This window comes from Cellulophaga sp. 20_2_10 (assembly GCF_023476645.1).
Taxonomy (GTDB): domain Bacteria; phylum Bacteroidota; class Bacteroidia; order Flavobacteriales; family Flavobacteriaceae; genus Cellulophaga.
This window is the reverse complement of record NZ_JAMCOJ010000003.1, coordinates 73489-93702: the sequence shown is the minus strand read 5'-3', so window position 1 is coordinate 93702 and position 20214 is coordinate 73489. Positions and strand designations below refer to the sequence as shown.

Below are 20214 nucleotides of genomic sequence, written 5' to 3'. Positions count from 1 at the left end.
GCTAGTTTAGTAAAAACTAGCCTCTTTTTTATTATCGTATGTATTTACTTAGTTTGCAAAATATACATAGATTGCTACTACAATTAAACAAACCATAATACCTATCTGGTTAACATATTTGTAAGGTTTAATTTCTACCTGCTCTGTGTATTTCTGCTTAAATGGTGTATCGCGTGGCATAAACTTGCCAATAACTAGCATTATTACAAAGTTTATTACAAACAATATTGCCATTACGTGTAAAAAGTGCGGATAAGCATCTGCTTTAATTACAGCCAATGCATCTGCATCCATAATGCCAGCCGCTTTTGCCTTATCTAAGGCTGAACCTACAAAATAAGGTTGCATAAAAAACTGACTTATTATATACAATACAGAACCAGATATAATACCAATTTTTGCCGCTATTGCTGGTACTCTTTTAGTTAAAAATCCTATTACAATTACAGAGAAGATAGGAATACTATAAATACCGTTTACCTCTTGTAGGTATCCAAATAAACTATCTGCATTGGCAATAAAAGGAGCTATAAACATTGCTGCAAAAGCTAAAATGGTTCCAAATATTTTACCATTCTTAACAACTTTCATCTCACTAGCATCTTTATTGATATGCTGTTTGTAAATATCTAAACCAAATAATGTTACAGAACTGTTTAAAACACTATTAAAAGAACTTAGGATTGCACCAAATAAAACAGCTGCAAAAAAGCCAACTAAGTAATCTGGCAACACTAAGCCTACTAATTCTGGATACGCACTTTTTGCTTCTATTTTTCCTTCAAAAACGTGATATGCTATAATACCTGGTAGTACTAATATTAACGGACCTAATATTTTAATAAAAGAAGCTAATAGCAATCCTTTTTGTCCTTCTGCTAAATTTTTAGCTCCTAAAGCTCTTTGTATAATTTGTTGGTTTGTTCCCCAATAGAATAGGTTTACCAACATCATCCCTGTAAAAATAGTTGCAAAAGGAACTGAATTTGTCTTTGTTCCCATAGAGTTAAATTTCTCTGGGTTCTGTGTAGTTAAAATAGATAAACCATCCATAATACTACCATCACCAATATACATTAATCCAAAAATAGGAATTAAAATACCACCGATTAACAACCCTATTGCATTAATAGAATCTGAAACCACAACGGCCTTTAAGCCCCCAAAAATGGCATAAATACCACCAATTATACCAATACCCCAAACACACAACCATATAGATGCAGTATGGCTAATTCCCAAGTTTTCTGGCACATTAAACATTCCGCTAATTGCTACAGATCCAGAGTATAAAATTACAGGTAACAACACAACCACGTAGCCTGTTAAAAACAAACCAGAGGTTATTGTTTTAGTAGCAACATCAAAACGTTCAGCTAAAAACTGTGGTACAGTTGTTAAACCTCCTTTTAAATATCTTGGTAATAAAAAAATAGCGGTAATAACTATTGCTATTGCTGCTAACGTTTCCCAAGCCATAACAGACAAGCCGTCTGTATAAGCATCAGAATTTAAACCTACTAATTGCTCTGTAGAAAGGTTCGTTAATAAAAGAGAACCCGCTATAACACCAGCAGTTAAACTTCTTCCTCCTAAAAAATATCCATCAGAAGAGTTTTCATTTGTTTTTCTTGTAGCAAAATAAGAAACAACGGCTACCAAAACTGTAAAGCCCACAAAAGACGCTAACGTTAAGAACATAGTTATAATAAGTTTGGATTAAGTTCATAAATATATTGGATTAATTTCTGTTTAAAAAATAACACAGACATCATTTATATATCTTTTATTATAAATTCAACCGAAAACGATGTAGTTCAACTTATACTTTAAAATAAATCAACAACAATTGCTATTTTACAAATAATATATTTACTTAATAAATAACAATTACCAATACAAAGCGTTACTATTAGGTAAATCTTAAGGAACACATGATGAAAAAAATTACAATGCTACTCTTGTTACTTGTGGGCTTTACCGCCACAGCGCAGAAAATGCAAGTAACATACAAGTTTAGCGAAAAACATAGTGACAGGTATAAATACTCTAATTTACTTACCATAGATAGTGATGGTGATAATGGTTCAATACTTGTACGCTCTTACTATACCGGTTTAATTTTAAAACCTAAAGGATACTACATAGAACACTACAATAAGAATTTAGATTTGGTAAGCGAGTTTAATTACAAGCTTAAAGACAAAGATTTTGTAAATGGTTTTATTAGTAACGGACAGTTGTACCTTATATTTTTAGAATATAACAATGCAAAAGGAACATACGATTATGTTGCACACCAAAGCCCGTTAGATAATTTTGCTTTTACCCAAAAAGTAATATTGTCTGTAGCATCTAAGCCTGTAGAAAGTCCGTTAGACAAGAATTATTACAACCGTAATTTTGCATCTGGTTTTACAACCTCTGTATTATTTAACAAACGTAAAGATGCTTTTGTAATAAGTGCTCATTTTAAAAAAGCGAAAGATAATCAGCATTTTATTTATGTTTTTGATAACAACCTAGATTTGTTAATTACGCACGATTTTTCTGCTGAAGTTGAAGAAAAAAACTATGCATTTGAAAGTGTAGAAATTACTAAAAACAAAAAAGAAGTTTTTCTTGTTGCCAAGGCTTACTTTAAAAAAAGACGTTTTTCTGCCTTAGAGCGTAGATACCAGTACGAGTTGCTTAAGGTTTCTGAAGAAGAAAGAGTTATGAAAACTTTTGATGAGCCAGGTAAATTTTTAGAAGCATTAAAGCCAATACTTACAGATGAAAAATTTATTTGCGTAGGCTTTTATGCTACACGTAAAGACAATAGGTACAACGGCCTTAGTTATTTTAAGCTAGATGAAGGTTCTTTAGACATTAAAGACAAGAAGTTTATTCCGTTTTCTGCACAGTTTATGGCTGATAAATTTGGTAAAGAAGAAGATAGTAAAGAAGTTAAAAACTTAGTGTTTAAAAATGCAGAAATTGCTGATGATGGCTCTATCTTATTTAATGCAGAGGAGTATTTTGTAACCTCTGGTTACCAAAGTAATCCTGGTGGTGGCTCTAGAGTTAAAATTAGCAGGTACCATTACAATGATATGGTTGGTGCTAAACTAAGTGATGATGGCGACCTTATTTGGGTGCGTAACATTAATAAGTCAGAGGTTACACAGGGTGACGCTGCCTATGCATCTTACAGTACGTTTACAAAAGGAGACAACACTTACTTTTTTATTAGTACAGCTGCAGAAAATCCACAATTAATAAATAACGAACGTATTGTTTTTAGACAAGGTTTAAGCAGAAACAGAAACATATTTTTAATTAAGTTAGATGCTAAAGGCTTTATGACGTACGATAAAATTATAGACAGCAAAACTGCCAGATTACCACTAATGATTTCTAAACCTTTGGTTAACGAAAATAATGTTTTGTTTTACGCAAAACGAGGTACAAAAAAGCAGTTGGTAGAAGTAGCTTTTTAAACAAACACATCTTATATATTACAATCCTCTTGCTTTCTAGTAAGAGGATTTTTTTTGTTTTACATATACAATTAAAACCAAAACCTCACTTTTTTAAAGGTTTTTATAATGTATTCTCCTGCTTTAATTTAGTAATATTGTGATGAATTTAACAAGAACGCAATAATAAAAAACAAAGCTAGATTACTTTTAGGGAGGTTAATACTATTCCCCCTCCTTTTAACATCCCAAGTCCAGCACCTTACATTACTAGTATTTTAGGATTAAGCACCCCGTATGATTGTGAATAATATTTTTAAATTTTTAGTGTTCGTTATAGCATTTAATCATTCATACCAGATGAAGAGTCAACAATTAGAGAATTTACTTGGAAAAAATATTTCAAAATTGAGTAAAATTATTGGTGAAGAGTTTGAAAACGAACTATTTGATAGTAGTTTTTATTACATAAAAAATGAATCAACAAAAAAGAATTTATATGGAATGCAATATAATTCAGTAACTGTTTTAACTGATGAAAAAGATAACATTAAATCAATAAGTATTCATTTTGATAAAACCATAAATAAATATTTTTATGAATCTTTTATTGAAGATTATAAGAAACCAAATAATATTCTAGTTATTGAAGCTTCAGAAACTACAAGCGAAGGATTTTTGGAAGGTAAGCCATTTAATCAAAAACTAAGGAAAAACAATATACAATTAAGGGAAGGAAAATTTGATGAAAACCCATTATTTATAGTTTGGACAAAAGAAGATTATGAAATAAAGTTCTTTTTTAGATACAATAGTAATTCAAGCGAAGTAACATATACATTGCTACATTAACCATCTACCTTATTTTTTTCATTTTAATATGAATATGGTAATCAAAGGCGTAAAAAGTTTTGATGGGAATGAAATATCTAGGCTTATTAAGTATAATTTATCAAAAAAACTTAATCATAGTAGTTGACAACAAATTGAAGTCATAAAAATTGAATAAAATATGAATTTTACTAGCCCCCAAGAAGCTCTAATAGTAATAGAAGAAAGTCATAAAAAAAGTAAAGAAGCAATGAAAGTTGGTGACTTTAGAACCAATAATAAAATAATATCACAAGAAATGATGCCATTAAAAGTGAAATATGTGACTAAATATTAAACTATGAAAAAGATAAAAATATTATTCTTAATAAGTGTAGTTACTGTTCTTTATGTTTCTTGTCAGAATAAAGAAACTACCCTTGAGTTGGAAAGTATGTCTATTATTAGGTTGTTATATAATAATGAATTAAACAAGTTCCCTGTTCCGTTACCACCAGTTGATGGTAGTTCAAAAATTGAACATCCTGAAAAACAATTAACAGATAAACAATTTCTTAAAAACAAGTATGTGATTTCGTTTTTTAAATCAACTGATAATCCTAAAAATGAGGAGGTTTTTACAGCACAGGAATACAAAAATATACAAATTAATCCCTCCTACATATTTTCATTCAAAAATATACTTCCGTCAAACTTAAAAGATGTAAACGGTAATAGAATTGTAGTAATTGAAAAGGAGAATATTTTAAAAATAGAAGAGATAAAAAAGAAGTATAACGTAATGGGTAAAGTATATGTTTCGGATATAAATTTTAATCAAAAATTAAACAAAGCTACATTAATTTTTGGATCTTATACTCACGAACTAGCTGGTTATACAAGTTTATTTAGCTTAGAAAAGAAAAGTGGAACGTGGCAAATAGTCTCTTCTATTAACTTATCTGAAAGCTAAATAGATTATTTTTTTAGAAGTTAAAAAAGAAAATAGCATTTAACAGTAAACTTATTTAGGATATAACAAGTCAGATTACTTTATAATTTAACTCTAATACACACACCAAGAAATTAATGATATTAATAGAAGACATAGGGGTAAGCTGGTATAATAGAAGGGAAACATTAAAAGAATGTACAGAATCATTCATCATTTTTATGGAGAGGCTTAAGCTATTAGATTCACGTTTTGACATATGGTATAAAAAAGGATGGAGTAAAAAAGAAGCTTTAGAACAAAAAATCCCTCTGGAATATGATGCCATTAAAAATGAAATATGTAAAACATGTAAAGATGATGAATACCCTGAGCATTCATTCCGGATAGCCTTATGGAATGGCGCAAAAAAAGATTCAGAAGCTTTTGGAATTAGGGCTTCCTTAGGGCGTGAGGAAACAAATTTCGGAAACAACAACTGTTCTCTATCCTTTCCTTATGAAGGAGAAATTTATGAGCATTATCTAATAAAGGAGAACAAGGAAAAATTAAAGGAATTATTCATAGACCATTGGCAACCTGAAAAAATAATGGGGGATGATGGGAAATGGATTAACTTGTAAAACCGTTAAAAATAAAAAGTCAGATTATTTTGTAATCTGACTTTAAACTTTATTTTATGAAGCAAACATTATATCTTGTTGTATTATTCACTTTTACTTTCTTACAAGGACAAAACAAAAAAACTAGTCCTAAAAACGGGAAAATAATTTTCTCTGTTGAACAAAATGTATACAACAATCAAAAATTAGATTCTTCAATACAAGTTAAAAAGCCTGTAATTATAAATATGTTTAAAGAAATGTACAATGAAATTTCTTTATCACAAGGTCTTACGCCTGATACAATAGCTTTAAACAAAAGTATTGAGACAAAAATATTACCCTCATTAGACCTTATTTTAGATCCCAGAAAAACAATAAAACCTGCTCAGAAGCACATTTATAAATTAGAAGACTCTATAATAAAATATCAAATAAAAACTTCTCCTTTAGATAAAAATAATCAGGTTACGGTAATTAACAGAAGTACTGGCATACAAAAAAATTATATGCTACAAGATTCTATTCTGGTCCTGGATGAGTTTACCATTAGTGTACCTGTAAAAGATAGTAATAAAAATCTCAAAATAAAAGAGTACAGAGAGGTTACAAAAAATATTAAAGGTTTTAACTGTTTTAAAATAATAGTTACAAGAACAGAGCCTTTTTTTAAACCTTTTAACTCAATAGAAGATTATGTTTCTAATGAATTTAAACAAAAATATATAGATTATTTAGAGCCTACTTCCCAACAAATACTTTATGTTACAGAGGAAATACAATTTAAGTATCACCCATTTATAAATTTATCTGAAGTTTTAGACAAATACTACCCATTAGAAATCATTAGCACAAATGGTTTTATAGATGGTTTTGAAAAAAAATGTACTGTAGAAGAAATACAAGTGAATTAATCAACTCCTAAAAATCTGTTAACGACTTATTAATTTGAAAGTTTTCTACCGTATTTTCGTCTAACAATACATTAATACTAAAAGATAAAATAGTTATGCAAATACATATATGGTCAGATATTAGATGCCCGTTTTGTTACATTGGTAAACGTAACTTTACAGCTGCATTAGATAAATTTCCGCACAAAGATAAAACTACTGTAGAGTGGAAAAGTTTTGAGTTAGACCCTAACTTAAAAACGCAAACAGACATTAATGCTATAGACCAGTTTATGCAAAGTAAAGGTGTAGACGAGGTTAATGCCAAAGGTATGTTTAACAGGGTTACAGAAATGGCAAGTGGTGTTGGTCTTAATTTTAAAATTGAAGACATTGTTACCGCAAATTCTTTAAATGCGCACCGCTTATTACAATATGCAAAAACAGTAAATTTTGCAGATGCCACTAAAGAAGCATTATTAAAAGCACATTTAGAAGATGGTAAAAATATAGATGATATAGCGTTTTTAGTGGACACAGCAGTTTCTGTTGGTATGAATAAGTCTTCTGTTGAAGAAATATACAAAACAGATGCTTTTACCTATGAAGTTAGACAAGACGAAATGGAAGCTCGTAATATAGGCGTTAGCGGCGTTCCTTTTTTTGTTTTAGATAACAAGTACGGAGTTTCTGGAGCACAACCAGTAGAAGCTTTTACTGAGGCTTTAGAACAAGCTTGGGAAAAACACCAAAAAGAGTCGTTAACAATTTTACCTACAACAGGCGGAGAATCTTGTGATGTAGATGGCAATTGTGATTAATTTACAATTTCAAACAAATAAAAAGGCGCTATTAGCAATTGTTATAGCGCCTTTTGTACTTTAAAATACTTTTATTTTAGTTCCCATCCTTTTCTATAGTCACGAGAAACCCACTCGTTAGCCATATCAAAGTTTGTAACTTTCATATTGGCAGCATCCCATTTTATGGTACGTCTACCAGGATAATTATAAGGATCCCAATCTCCTGATTTTTTACCGGCTTTTAATGTTTTATATTGGTATGCTTTTATGGCTAAATTACCCATAAGCACACCTTCTGTTAATGGTCCGGCTTTAGTTACAAAATCAGACGATGCTGTAGTACCATTTAAACAACCTTCTACCCAGTTATTTTGGTGTCCAGAAGAACCACCTACTATTCTTGGCAATGTTTCTTTTGGTTTATTAAACATACTATTAACATCTGCTGGTAATAATCTAGGGTTAGCAGAATACACATCTGTTACAATAATGCCTTTTGTTCCGTGAAAAACTACACCACCATCGCCGTTTCCTAATTTTTCTCCATCGGCTAATTCACTTGGTATATCTGGCATAATTCCGCCATCGTACCAATTTAAATCTATACTTCCCTGGTTTGGTGCATCTACTTTTAAACGCACTACAGATGAAGGCGGACAAGAGCTAGAGTAATCTGCCTCTACAAAGTCTCCTATCCAAGTGGTTGTACAACTTGCTTCTGCTTCTGTTGGTGATCCAAGTCCTAGAACGCTATACGGAGTTTCCATAATATGGCAACCCATATCACCTAAGGCTCCTGTTCCAAAGTCCCACCAACCACGCCATTTAAATGGCAAATAAGCAGGATTATAATCTCTCATTGCAGCTGGCCCTAACCACAAATCCCAATCTAACTCTTTAGGAATTGGGTGTCCGCCTGCTGGTGTTTTTACACCTTGCGGCCACACAGGTCTGTTGGTCCAACAATCTACTTTAGTAACAGCTCCAATTACTCCGGCATCTATCCACTCTTTGGCAGTTCTACTACCTGGGCTAGATGCTCCTTGGTTTCCCATTTGAGTAATAATTCCATTTTCTTTAGCTACTTTAGTCATTAACCGCACCTCCTGTATATTGTGTGCCAAAGGTTTTTCTACATACGCGTGTTTTTTAGCACGCATAAATGGCAATGCAATTGTAGCATGTGTATGGTCTGGTGTTGCCACCATAATAGCATCCATTTCATTTAAATGCTTATCATACACTTCTCTAAAATCTTTATATCTTTTTGCTTTGGGGTGTAATTTATGACTAGCAGCAACGCCTCTTTCATCTACATCACAAAGGGTAACAAACTTTACTTTACCCGTATCTGTAAGTTCTTTAATAACAGATGATCCTCTTCCTCCTACTCCAAATGCTCCTATGTAAAGTGTATCACTAGGTGGCACGTGATTTTTACCAAGTACAAAACTTGGAACAATAGAAAATGCAGCAGATGATGCAGCTACATTTTTTATAAATTTTCTTCTTTCCATAATAAAGGTTGCTTATAGTTTACTGGTTGAAGATACATAAAAAATACCACCAACACTTTTACCAAATATGTTAAAAGAAGAACTATAACGTTGTAGTAAAACCTATTATTCTTTACCGTTCCACTCGTTATAAAACTGATCTAAAAAAGCCACCATATACAAATGCCTTTGTGCCGCTAGCTTTATACCTGTTTCGGTATTCATTTTGTCTTTGAGAAGTAACAATTTTTCATAAAAATGATTAATTGTTGGGGCAGTAGATTTTTTATATTCCTCCTTGGTCATTTTTACATTAGGAAGAATTTCGGGATTATACATTTCCCTATTTTTAAATCCGCCATAATTAAAAGCACGCGCTATACCAATAGCACCAATAGCATCTAACCTATCTGCATCTTGTACCACTTGCAACTCCAGAGAAGTAAAAGGTTTTGCTACGCTTGCACCATCAACCTTTAAACTACTTTTAAAAGAAATATTATTTATAATTTTCACAACGTGATCTATAATTTCTGCATCAACCTCTATAGATTCTAAAAATTCTGTTGCCATTTTAGGACCAACAGTTTCATCGCCATTATAAAATTTAGCATCGGCAATATCGTGTAGCAAAGCACCAAGAGCAACTATTAATTGGTCTACAGCTTCATCCTTAGCCAAAAGCATTGTATTATTATATACACGCTCTATATGAAACCAGTCGTGACCACCTTCTGCACCTTCTAAGGTTTTTTTTACAAAGACTTTAGTTTGTGCAATTATATCAGAATTTATCATTTAAAAGAAGTTACACCTTTGGTTACTGTCTGTTCTACTTGTGCTATAATATCGTCTGCATTGCCCTTAATTTCTATAGGTGCATGCACGTCTATAGTAAAGTGACTCCCCAAACCATATGGGTATTTACCATATTTTAAAAGCTTCCAAGAATTATTAATACTAATAGGAACAATTAAGGCCGATGGCGCATTTTTCATTAAAATTTTAAGTCCCATTGGCTGAAACTTTTTAGGATGACCTGTTCTACTTCTTGTTCCTTCTGGAAAAATGATAGCACAACGGTTATTCTTTTCTATGTATTTACCCAACTTGGCTATCTCTGAAAGTGCTTGCCTAGCATCCTTACGGTCTATTAGAGCAGAGCCACCGTGCCTTAGATTATAAGATACACTTGGTATGCCTTTTCCTAATTCTTTTTTGCTTACAAATTTTGGGTGGTTCTTTCTAAAAAACCAAATAAGTGGCGGAATATCATTCATACTCTGGTGGTTTGCCACTAGAATAATTGGTCTATCTGTTGGTATCTCTACTTCTTTTTTAAATGCATAGTGCGTACCCAAAAAATGAGTGCTACGCATTAAAAACCAGTTTAAAATACTCACACTTTTTTTGTGTGCGGTATAGCCAAAGACGTTAAAACAGATCCATTGTATTGGATGAAACACAATTAGTGATAACCCAAAAAAGAAAAAATACAACGCCGTTAACGGATATGATAAGATTTTTTGCATGCTACAAAAATAAAAAAACCGCCCTATGTTTAGAGCGGTTTTCAAAGATAATTTTAATTCTATTAATTAACAGAATTCGTCATACGCTTGTTTAAGATTTTCAGCAATCATTTCTGCTGGTCTTCCTTCAATGTGGTGACGTTCTATCATGTGTACTAATTCTCCGTTTCTAAACAAAGCCATACTTGGCGATGAAGGAGGAAAAGGAACCATTAATCCTCTTGCTGCGTTAACTGCATCCGTATCTACTCCAGCAAAAACTGTAACAGTATTGTCTGGTTTTTTATCGTTTAATAAACTCATTTTTGCGCCTGGTCTTGCATTAGCAGCAGCACAACCACAAACAGAGTTAACTACTACTAAAGTAGTACCTTCTGCATTTACTATCTTTTCTACAGCTTCTGCTGTAAATAATTCCTCAAAACCTACAGAGGTTAAATCCTCTCTCATTGGTTTTACTAATTCTGCTGGGTACATATATTCTATATTTTTATGTTAATAAGCGTTTTACAAAAGTAACCAATTTGTCGCATTTTTCTGTAAACCTTAACTTTTCATTTAATCTTAACCTTTATCTTTGAAAAAATTTATAAAAAGCATGTTAAAATGGATCGCTGCTATACTGGGCAGCATATTTTTTAAAATCCCTGGAGGTATTGCCGGTTTTTTTATTGGTAGCCTTTTAGATAATCTTAGCGGAAGTAGCCGTAACAGAAGCGGAAACACTGTTTTTAGTGATATGACGCGTCAAAAAGTATCTCCTGCAGATTTTGAAATGCAGCTAATATCGCTCTGCTCTATAGTTATTAAAGCAGATGGTAAAGTTAGCCAGTCAGAACTAGATTATGTACGCCAATATTTTGTACAGACATACGGTAAAGAAAAAGCAAATGCCATTTTTAGAACGTTTAACGAGGTAAATAAAAAGCATGAGATCTCTGCAAAACGTATTTGTTATTACCTAAACCAACGGGTTCGTTACGAGGTGCGTTTACAATTAGTGCATTTCTTATTTGGTATAGCACAAGCAGATGGTAATGTTTCCACATCAGAAGTAGAAGTTATTAGAGATATTGCCGCATACTTTAAACTAGGGAAAAAAGATTATGAGAGCGTAAAAGCAATGTTTGTAGAATCTGCAGATAACGCTTATAAAATTTTAGAGATTGCCAAAACTGCTACCGATGATGAGGTGAAAAAAGCATACAGATCAATGGCTAAAAAATACCACCCAGATAAGGTAATTACCCAAAATGAAGCTATAAAAAAAGGTGCTGAAGAAAAATTTAAAGAAGTCCAAAAAGCCTACGAAACAATACAAAAAGAAAGAGGAATAGGCTAAGCTTACCTTAAAGCAGAGTTATACATTAATTAAATTACAGCAAATGGAACAGTTTTTATTTTACGTTGGTTTAGGTTTAGATCATGTTTTAGATTTTAGTGCTTATGATCATATTTTGTTTTTAACAGCACTGGCAATTCCGTTTTCATTTAAAGATTGGCCCAAAATATTATTATTAGCAACTGTTTTTACTGTAACTCACTGTTTTTCTTTAGGTTTATCTAGTTATGGTTACGTAACACCAGATGTAGGTTTAATAGAGTTTTTAATCCCCGTAACTATTTTTATAACTGCATTATTTAATATTTACGCTGCTAAAAACAAGCAAACTTTAGCATCTATAAAACTACACGTTATAGCCACTGCATTTTTTGGTTTGGTTCACGGTTTTGGTTTTTCTAACTACTTTAAAATGTTAATGGCAGAAGAAGAAAACAAATTTTTACCGCTTCTTGGTTTTGCTACAGGTATAGAAATGTCTCAGATATTAATTTTAGTATTTGCTTTAGGGTTAACTTTTATTATGGTGCATTTACTAAAACTAAAACAATGGTTATATGTAGTTATAGCTTCTGTAATTGTACTTGCCATTACAATACCAATGCTTATAGACACGTTTCCTTATTAAGACGCAGTGTTAAAATTATCCTTTATTGATTGTGTGCTTTAGCTAAAGCCTGTATCTTGTGGCCATTACATTAAAAATGAAAGACAGTAAACAAAAAAAATACGATGAAGCTTACTTACGAATGGCTCAGGAATGGGGCAAACTATCGTATTGCAAACGTAAGCAAGTAGGCGCTATTGTTGTAAAAGACAGAATGATAATTTCTGATGGATACAATGGTACACCAACTGGTTTCGAAAATACCTGCGAAGACGAAGAAGGTTATACAAAATGGTATGTTTTACATGCTGAAGCCAATGCAATATCTAAAGTAGCATCTTCTACACAATCTTGTACCGGAGCAACTTTATACATTACATTATCACCTTGTAAAGAATGTAGTAAGCTTATTCACCAATCTGGCATAGTACGTGTTGTATATCAAAATGCGTACAAAGATGATTCCGGATTACGATTTTTAGAGAAAGCAGGCATAAAACTAACGTATTTGCCATTGTAAAGACAGTATGAAAAATAAAATGTATTACATATGGCCAATTGTAATTGCTCTTGCGTTAGCAATTGGGATTTTACTTGGTGGTAAATTAAATTTTAATGACTCTCCTGAACGTCTTTTTACTACCAATTCTAAAAAAGACAAACTTAACAGACTTATAGATTACATAGATTACGAGTATGTAGACGAGGTTAACACAGATAGTATTGTAGATATCGCCGTAAATAACATTTTAGGTAAATTAGATCCACACTCTGTTTACATTCCTAAAAAAGAAATGGCAGAAGTATCTGAAAATATGAAAGGTGATTTTGTGGGTATTGGCGTGAATTTTTACATGTACCAAGATACAATTTCGGTTATAAAAACGGTAGAAAATGGTCCTAGTTATAACAAAGGTATAGAAGCTGGCGATCGTATTTTAAGCGCAGACGGAAACAAATTATTTGGCAAAGATTTAGCGAGTGGTAGTGTTGTAGATCAATTAAAAGGAAAAAGAGGTTCTACCGTAGATTTAGAAATTTACAGAAAAAAAGAAGATCGTACTTTTACTGTAACAGTAAAAAGAAATACTATCCCTCTTAAAAGTGTAGATAGTTATTACATGCTTACCCAAGATATTGGTTATATAAAAGTAAACAGGTTTGCAGAGTCTACCTACAAAGAGTTTAAAACTGCCCTTAAAGATTTACAAAAACAAGGAGCTACAAAATTGACTCTAGATTTAAGAGATAACCCAGGTGGTTATTTAGGTATTGCCGAGCAAATGGCAGATGAGTTTTTAAAAGATGGAAAACTTATATTATTTACCAAAAATAAAAAAGGAAAAGTAGAAAAAGCATTTGCTACAGACAAAGGTAGTTTTGAGGACAAACCAGTTTTTGTCCTTATAAATGAGCGTTCTGCATCTGCAAGTGAAATTGTTGCTGGTGCGCTACAAGATAATGATATAGGGACTATAGTTGGCAGACGTTCTTTTGGTAAAGGATTGGTACAAAGAGAGATGGATTTAGGTGATGGCTCTGCTGTTCGCTTAACCATATCTAGGTATTATACACCAACAGGAAGATCTATACAACGCGATTACAAAAAAGGAAATGCAGATTACTACCAAGAGCTAATGAAACGTTACGCCCGAGGAGAAATGCGAGAAGCAGATAGTATTAAAGTAGCAGATTCGTTAAAATATACAACACCTAAGGGTAAAATTGTATACGGCGGCGGCGGTATAATACCAGATGAGTTTGTGCCTATTGGAGATAACGAACAAGAAGCTATTTTAGACTTAGATAGCTACGGATTTATGTCGTACTTTATTTTTGAACACTTAGATAAGGATAGATCTAAATACAATATGTTTACTCGTGAAGAGTTTATAAACGGCTTTAAGGTTGATGACAACTTGTTTACAGATTTTATTTCTTACGCCAAAAAGAGTAATGTAAATTTAGACTTTTACAAATATGAGATTAGCATAAAAAGGTTTCTAAAAGCCACATTAGCAGATCAGTTGTTTGATGCTAATGCATATGCTAAAATTAAAAGTAAGTCGGACCCAATGCTAAGAAAAGTATTAGAGCTAACAGACGAGAACTTTACAGATAAAGACATAGAGAATACGCAAAGTATAGACAACTAACTTATTTAATACATCGCTAAATCTCTTATTATTATATTGCATAATATGATGGAAATACTACAAAAGCAACACGCTTTTTTTAAGTCTCAGCAGACTAAGGATGTTACCTACAGAAGAGAATTTTTAAAAAAACTTAGACAAGAAATTATAAAAAGAGAAGCAGACATTTGTGATGCTATCTATGCCGATTTTAAAAAACCTAGGTTTGAGTCTATGGCGGCAGAGACACAGTTTGTTTTAGCCGAACTTAACTATGTTATTAAAAATATAAAAAAATGGGCTAGGCCAGAAAAAGTATCTGGATCACTATTAAACTTCCCGTCATCAGATTGGTTGTATAAAGAGCCTTATGGCACCGTACTTATTGTTGCCCCTTGGAACTATCCTTTTCAATTAGCAATTGCTCCCTTAATTGGCGCTCTTGCTGCTGGTAATACAGCTGTTATAAAACCATCAGAAATAACACCTAATACATCAAAAATAATTTCAGAAATCATAACTACTACTTTTAAAGAAGAATATGTTGCTGTTGTAGAAGGTGGCATAGAAGTCTCTAAAAGTTTATTAGACCAAAAATGGGATTATATTTTCTTTACAGGAAGCACCAATGTTGGTAAAATATTTTACCAAAGTGCTGCTAAACACTTAACACCAGTAACCTTAGAACTTGGCGGAAAAAACCCAGCAATAGTAGATAATACAGCCAGTATAAAACTAGCTGCAAAACGTATTGTTTGGGGTAAATTTTTAAATGCAGGACAAACCTGTATTGCCACAGATTATATTTTGGTACACAAAGACGTTAAAGCTAAATTGGTGGCTGCTTTACAGAAAAGTATAGAAGATGCTTATGGCACAGATATAGAAGCTTCTAAAGATTACGCACGTACTGTTAGTGCCAATCATTTTAATAATTTAAAAGAGATGTTAGTTGGTCAAGATATAATTTTTGGCGGTCAAAGTAACAAAACTGATAATTACCTAGCTCCTACTCTAGTAAACGAGCCTAGCCTGGATAGTAAATTAATGCAAGGCGAAATTTTTGGGCCTATTCTTCCTATTATAGCATACAACACAGAAGCAGACATAGAAAAATACATTATGCAATATGGCAAACCGTTAGCAACCTATGTATTCTCTACTAATAGAAAATTTCAGCAAAAAATAATACATAAATACAGTTTTGGCGGTGGTGCAATTAATGATACAGTTATACATATAACCAATAAAAAGCTTCCGTTTGGAGGTGTTGGTTCTAGTGGTATTGGTGCATACCATGGGAAAACGTCTTTTGATATTTTTTCGCATCAAAAAGCAATTATAAAAAGAGCAAACTGGCTAGATGCACCATTGCGTTATCCGCCCTATAATTTACCATTAAAACTTGTAGAAAAAGTAAAGCACTTATTTTAAATAAAAAAGGAGGCAATTAGTTAATTGCCTCCTTTTTTTATGTGTTATTATCAGTTTAGAACTGGTATCTAATACCCAATGCTATATCTAAGTCTAAGTCATCAGAATACTCGTCATTAAAACCTAATTCCGGTCTCATATCTAGAGATAGGATTAAAGGAAAATCAAAGTTATATTCTATACCTATGTCACCTGCTACCAAAGCAAAAGTACCATCGTTTTCACCAGCATCAAAAGATCCTAAACCTGCACCTGCACCTACAAACCAGTTAAAATTACCCTCTATAGGCATTACCCATTGGTACAAACCAACTAATTTAAAAGCATCTACATCATTAGAATTTCTCCAACCAAGGTCAAACTCCAGTCTGTTGTTGTCAGATAAATGACGCTGATAAGAAATCTCACCACCAAAACCATCATTATCTCCTAAACGTAAACCAATTGCATTTTCAGAAATTGATTGCGCCTGCATACTACATACAGTAAGCGCTAAAATTGAAAATAAACCTAATATCTTTTTCATTGTTTGTTGTTTTAATTATTAAATATACGGTGTTAACACCAAAAAAAGACAACTATGACGTTGTCTTTTTGTACTAAAATTATGTTAATTTTAGTTATTCGTTATCGTCGGTGGCATCATCAATCTCATCTCCAACCTCTTCAACTCCTTCTTCAATTCCGTCGCCAACTTCTTCAATTCCGTCTTCTACTTTTTCTCCTGATGTCCTAGTATCTCTGCAACTTGTTAAGGCTACGCCCATTGCAAATATGTATAATCCTAAATATAATATCTTTTTCATATTGTTGTTTTTTATGTATTACTATTCTCGCTTAACTGTTTGTGGTAGTGTTAGGCTAAATATTCTTTTTCTTTCCTGTTAATAATGATACTACAAAGAGTATTAAAAATAAAAAGAATAAAATTTTTGCGATACTGGCAGCTCCTGCTGCAATACCTCCAAATCCGAAGATTCCTGCAATTATTGCTAGAACCACAAATGTAACTGTCCATCTTAACATACTATTTAATTTAAAGGTTATTATTATTTTTTGAATACTTAAATTCTATACTACAAAGATGTGACTTGTTTACGAGTAGCTTTAACACAAATGCTGTAAACATTAACTCATTTAAAAACAAATAAATACAAGCCTCGGTATATATAATAGGTATAAATTTTTGACTGTAGTATTTGAGTCAAGAATCATTTTAAATGAGCAAAGGCCGACAGTAAAGCTTAAGTAATTTTGTGTGGAACAATAATAGAAAAGGAATAGACAGTCTATCCCAAGAATAATTTAAAACCCACAAACATTATGAATTATTTAAATATTAGTGATAACAAATTAGTACCTGTAGTAGGAGAGTTAAATATGCTTTTAGCAGACTACAGCGTGTATTACCAGAAGTTAAGAAGTTTTCACTGGAACGTATTAGGACAAAACTTTTTTGATTTACATGAGAAATTTGAAGAATTATATACAGATGCAAGAATAAAAGTAGATGACATTGCAGAGAGAGTATTAACTCTAAGGTACCACCCAGTAAGTAACTTTAGTAAGTACTTAAAAATATCTTCTATAGAAGAAGTATCTCCGTTAATAGATGACAAAGAAATGGTTAGCGAAATTTTAGGGGACCACCAGAAAATATTGAAGCAAATGAAAGTAACTATAGACGCAGCAGAAGAAGCAGGTGATGAAGGTACTATAGATATGATGGGCTCTTATATTGCAGAACTAGAAAAATCTAGTTGGATGCTAGATGCTTGGAGAAAAAACACAGAAGATCAATTAAAAATTAGATCTAAGGAGATGATTTCTTAAGGTTAAATGTTTTAAACATTTATGAACCTTAAAAATCCAAATTATGAATAATAAAATACAAACCTCTTTTGTTGATATTATAGACAAAATAGAAGGTTGGGTAAGTTCTTTTATAGAAAACTTACCCAATTTAATTGTAGCCATTATTGTAATGGTTATCTCTTTTTACATTGCCCGTTTTGTAAACAAATGGGCTGCAAAACTAGCATCTAAACGCATACCACAGAGTAGTATATCTAACTTAATTGGGCGCATGTGCGCCATTATTGTAGTTTCCATTGGTTTATTTTTAGCCTTAGGCGCAATGGATCTAAGCAAAACCTTAGACACCTTACTTGCAGGTGCAGGTATATCTGGTTTAGTTATAGGTTTGGCACTACAAGGCACATTATCTAACTTACTATCTGGTGTTGTTTTGTCCTTTAGAAAAAAGATAGAAATAGGAAACTGGATAGAAACAAATGGTTTCTCCGGTGAAGTTATAGACATTAATTTAAGTAGTCTAGTACTTAAAGAGTTCGATAACAATTTAGTGGTAATACCCAATAAAACTATAATAGAAAACCCTTTTAAAAACTACTCTCTAACATCTAAAATGAGAATTGTAGTAGAATGCGGAGTTGGTTATGAGTCGGACTTAGAAAAGGTAGAAAAGTTAACACGTGAAGCTGTTGCTGGCCTTTATAAATCTGATGATGATTCTGAAATAGAGTTTTATTACACAGAATTTGCAGACAGCTCTATAAATTTTATATGTAGATTTTGGGTCGATGCAGAAAACGCAAAAAATAAATTAGACGCTAAAAGTGTTGCCATAAAGGCAGTTAAAAAATCTTTTAACGCAAATAATATAAATATTCCGTTCCCTATTAGAACCCTTGAGTTTAACAATAAACTTAATGTAAATAATACACAAAACGGAGAGTTTGCCTCTAAAAACTAGGAAGCAGACATGAACGCTACGAGACACAAAAAAATGAACAATATTATTGTTGTTGAATAAGAAATTATTCAATATTATTTGTTTGGTTTGTGGTGACTAAAAAGGCCTCTTTTTTATAAAGAGGCCTTTTTTTGCTTTAAAATAACAGCCTAGCCCTAGCACACGCTACAAAAAATAAAAATTAATTTATTACCTTTGACTGTTGACTGTCTTTTTTAAAACACAATTTTATGGGTCAACCCAAAAAAAATATGATTAAAATTATTGTTGATGCTCAAAGTACAGAAGGTACTGTAAGGCAAATCCAAGAGGTAATTGGTGGAAATATAGAAGAACGTTGGGGAGAATATGTCTTACACGTAGATTCTAAATTAGCCACAGGAAATATCCGTTTTATCACATTTGATTGGGGTGTAAATTTGTTAGAATACGACATTACTTTTCATGATGATATTACCATAGAAATGGATGCATCAGAATACAACCCTATACACTTTACTTATTGTTTAGAGGGCCATTGTTTTCATCGTTTTGGTTATGAAGAAGAAACCACAAGAAGACAAATGGAGCAGTTTCAATCTGTAATAATCACAAGCAAAGACGGTGGCTACAACTATGGTTATTTTCCAAAAGGAGTTAAATTAGCTATAAACGTAATACAGATTACAAGAAAAAAATTCTTAAAAAAGCGTCTTAATAATGTAGACGAACTTAATAAAAAATTATACGAGGTATTTTTAGATACAGACCACGAAAACACATTCCGTTACTTTGGAAATTACAATCTAAGGTTAGCAGATAAAATTAGTGCTTTACGTAAGTCAAAAACAAAAGGAATGATCCGTATTATGCAAATAGAAGGTATGGTATACCATATACTTTCTATGCATATTTCACAGTATGATAGAGCTCTAAAAAACAAAGCTCCAAAAACCACATTACTTAAAAGTGAGCTTAAAATTGTGAGAAATATGTCTAAAATGATTCTTAAAGACGTATCTAAAGATTATTCGTTAGATATGCTTAGTGCAGAATCTGGGCTATCGCAGGCTAAACTACAAGAAGGCTTTAAGTTATTATACACCCGTACCGTTACAGAGTACATAAGACATGTACGTTTAGAAGAAGCTAGAGACTATATAAGAACTACAGAAATGAACATATCACAAATTGTGTACACTATTGGTTTTAGTAGTAGAAGTTATTTTTCTAAAATATTTAAAAACAAGTATAATATTAGCCCTAGCGAATTTAAAGAAAGTATAGAGGTTAGAGCTATTATGGCTTAGGTTTCTGCACTTTTGATATCTTAAATATTACTGTAGGTTTCATAATAATTTCACAAATATAAAAACGGTATTTATCTACTTG

23 protein-coding genes are annotated in these 20214 nt (G+C 32.1%); 15 read left to right on the top strand and 8 right to left on the bottom strand.

The genetic code is table 11. The features are described 5' to 3' along the window. Positions 1-48 precede the first annotated feature (48 nt). Positions 49-1701 (bottom strand): solute:sodium symporter family transporter, encoded by a 1653-nt coding sequence (locus M4I21_RS06785; RefSeq protein ID WP_249558362.1) that lies wholly within the window; start codon positions 1699-1701, stop codon positions 49-51. Between the two features lie 233 nt (positions 1702-1934). Between M4I21_RS06785 and M4I21_RS06780 the strand changes: the two genes are divergently transcribed. The 7 genes from M4I21_RS06780 (at position 1935) to M4I21_RS06750 (ending at position 7539) form a co-directional block, all read left to right on the top strand. After that, entirely contained in the window at positions 1935-3482 is a 1548-nt protein-coding gene (locus M4I21_RS06780; RefSeq protein ID WP_349628847.1) for a hypothetical protein, read from the top strand. Between the two features lie 339 nt (positions 3483-3821). Next, positions 3822-4313, top strand: coding sequence for a hypothetical protein (locus tag M4I21_RS06775; protein ID WP_249558361.1), 492 nt, complete (start codon positions 3822-3824; stop codon positions 4311-4313). A 160-nt stretch (positions 4314-4473) separates the two neighbouring features. Then, positions 4474-4629, top strand: a complete 156-nt coding sequence (locus tag M4I21_RS06770; RefSeq protein WP_249558360.1) for a hypothetical protein — start codon at positions 4474-4476, stop codon at positions 4627-4629. A 3-nt stretch (positions 4630-4632) separates the two neighbouring features. Next, the gene (locus tag M4I21_RS06765) at positions 4633-5244 is read left to right on the top strand and encodes a hypothetical protein (RefSeq protein ID WP_249558359.1); all 612 of its coding nucleotides are present in this window, start codon (positions 4633-4635) and stop codon (positions 5242-5244) included. Between the two features lie 116 nt (positions 5245-5360). Continuing rightward, positions 5361-5846 (top strand): Imm52 family immunity protein, encoded by a 486-nt coding sequence (locus M4I21_RS06760; RefSeq protein ID WP_249558358.1) that lies wholly within the window; start codon positions 5361-5363, stop codon positions 5844-5846. Positions 5847-5902: 56 nt separating this feature from the next. After that, positions 5903-6739 carry a hypothetical protein gene (locus tag M4I21_RS06755; RefSeq protein WP_249558357.1) on the top strand — a complete coding sequence of 279 codons (837 nt, stop codon included), beginning with the start codon at positions 5903-5905 and terminating at the stop codon, positions 6737-6739. 95 nt (positions 6740-6834) lie between these two features. Continuing rightward, complete coding sequence (locus tag M4I21_RS06750) at positions 6835-7539, top strand: DsbA family oxidoreductase (RefSeq protein WP_249558356.1); 705 nt, start codon at positions 6835-6837, stop codon at positions 7537-7539. 71 nt (positions 7540-7610) lie between these two features. On the opposite strand, the gene M4I21_RS06745 is transcribed toward M4I21_RS06750, so the two are convergent. The 4 genes from M4I21_RS06745 to M4I21_RS06730 all read right to left on the bottom strand — a co-directional run bounded on the left by M4I21_RS06745 (position 7611) and on the right by M4I21_RS06730 (position 11026). After that, positions 7611-9038 (bottom strand): Gfo/Idh/MocA family protein, encoded by a 1428-nt coding sequence (locus M4I21_RS06745; protein WP_249558355.1) that lies wholly within the window; start codon positions 9036-9038, stop codon positions 7611-7613. A 105-nt stretch (positions 9039-9143) separates the two neighbouring features. After that, positions 9144-9815: an HD domain-containing protein gene (locus tag M4I21_RS06740; RefSeq protein WP_249558354.1), complete on the bottom strand. Its 672-nt coding sequence runs from the start codon at positions 9813-9815 to the stop codon at positions 9144-9146. Beyond that, positions 9812-10549 (bottom strand): lysophospholipid acyltransferase family protein, encoded by a 738-nt coding sequence (locus M4I21_RS06735; protein WP_249558353.1) that lies wholly within the window; start codon positions 10547-10549, stop codon positions 9812-9814. Before M4I21_RS06735 ends, M4I21_RS06740 begins: the two co-directional genes overlap by 4 nt. Before the next feature lie 66 nt (positions 10550-10615). Further along, a complete protein-coding gene (locus M4I21_RS06730) occupies positions 10616-11026 on the bottom strand; it encodes a BrxA/BrxB family bacilliredoxin (protein ID WP_072303671.1) in 411 nt (136 codons plus the stop codon). 121 nt (positions 11027-11147) lie between these two features. Here M4I21_RS06730 and M4I21_RS06725 point away from each other — a divergent pair, with 121 nt between their 5' ends. From M4I21_RS06725 to M4I21_RS06705, 5 genes are all read left to right on the top strand, one after another. After that, on the top strand, positions 11148-11891 hold the full coding sequence (locus tag M4I21_RS06725; protein WP_249558732.1) for a TerB family tellurite resistance protein: 744 nt from the start codon (positions 11148-11150) through the stop codon (positions 11889-11891). Between the two features lie 28 nt (positions 11892-11919). After that, on the top strand, positions 11920-12519 hold the full coding sequence (locus M4I21_RS06720) for a HupE/UreJ family protein (protein ID WP_502798713.1): 600 nt from the start codon (positions 11920-11922) through the stop codon (positions 12517-12519). A 76-nt stretch (positions 12520-12595) separates the two neighbouring features. Then, the gene (locus M4I21_RS06715) at positions 12596-13018 is read left to right on the top strand and encodes a deoxycytidylate deaminase (protein ID WP_249558351.1); all 423 of its coding nucleotides are present in this window, start codon (positions 12596-12598) and stop codon (positions 13016-13018) included. A gap of 7 nt (positions 13019-13025) precedes the next feature. Next, on the top strand, positions 13026-14654 hold the full coding sequence (locus tag M4I21_RS06710; protein ID WP_249558350.1) for a S41 family peptidase: 1629 nt from the start codon (positions 13026-13028) through the stop codon (positions 14652-14654). Between the two features lie 45 nt (positions 14655-14699). Then, positions 14700-16067, top strand: a complete 1368-nt coding sequence (locus M4I21_RS06705) for an aldehyde dehydrogenase (protein ID WP_249558349.1) — start codon at positions 14700-14702, stop codon at positions 16065-16067. Between the two features lie 55 nt (positions 16068-16122). Here the strand turns inward: M4I21_RS06705 and M4I21_RS06700 are convergent, their stop codons facing one another. From M4I21_RS06700 to M4I21_RS06690, 3 genes are all read right to left on the bottom strand, one after another. Next, positions 16123-16593, bottom strand: a complete 471-nt coding sequence (locus tag M4I21_RS06700) for a hypothetical protein (RefSeq protein ID WP_249558348.1) — start codon at positions 16591-16593, stop codon at positions 16123-16125. Positions 16594-16687: 94 nt separating this feature from the next. Beyond that, positions 16688-16873 (bottom strand): hypothetical protein, encoded by a 186-nt coding sequence (locus tag M4I21_RS06695; protein ID WP_249558347.1) that lies wholly within the window; start codon positions 16871-16873, stop codon positions 16688-16690. Positions 16874-16928: 55 nt separating this feature from the next. Beyond that, positions 16929-17093, bottom strand: coding sequence for a DUF1328 family protein (locus M4I21_RS06690; RefSeq protein ID WP_072303679.1), 165 nt, complete (start codon positions 17091-17093; stop codon positions 16929-16931). A 297-nt stretch (positions 17094-17390) separates the two neighbouring features. Between M4I21_RS06690 and M4I21_RS06685 the strand changes: the two genes are divergently transcribed. The 3 genes from M4I21_RS06685 to M4I21_RS06675 all read left to right on the top strand — a co-directional run bounded on the left by M4I21_RS06685 (position 17391) and on the right by M4I21_RS06675 (position 20132). Next, complete coding sequence (locus M4I21_RS06685; RefSeq protein WP_249558346.1) at positions 17391-17900, top strand: Dps family protein; 510 nt, start codon at positions 17391-17393, stop codon at positions 17898-17900. Positions 17901-17943: 43 nt separating this feature from the next. Continuing rightward, on the top strand, positions 17944-18843 hold the full coding sequence (locus tag M4I21_RS06680; RefSeq protein ID WP_249558345.1) for a mechanosensitive ion channel family protein: 900 nt from the start codon (positions 17944-17946) through the stop codon (positions 18841-18843). A 251-nt stretch (positions 18844-19094) separates the two neighbouring features. Continuing rightward, a complete protein-coding gene (locus M4I21_RS06675; protein ID WP_249558344.1) occupies positions 19095-20132 on the top strand; it encodes a helix-turn-helix transcriptional regulator in 1038 nt (345 codons plus the stop codon). The last annotated feature ends 82 nt before the right edge of the window (positions 20133-20214 follow it).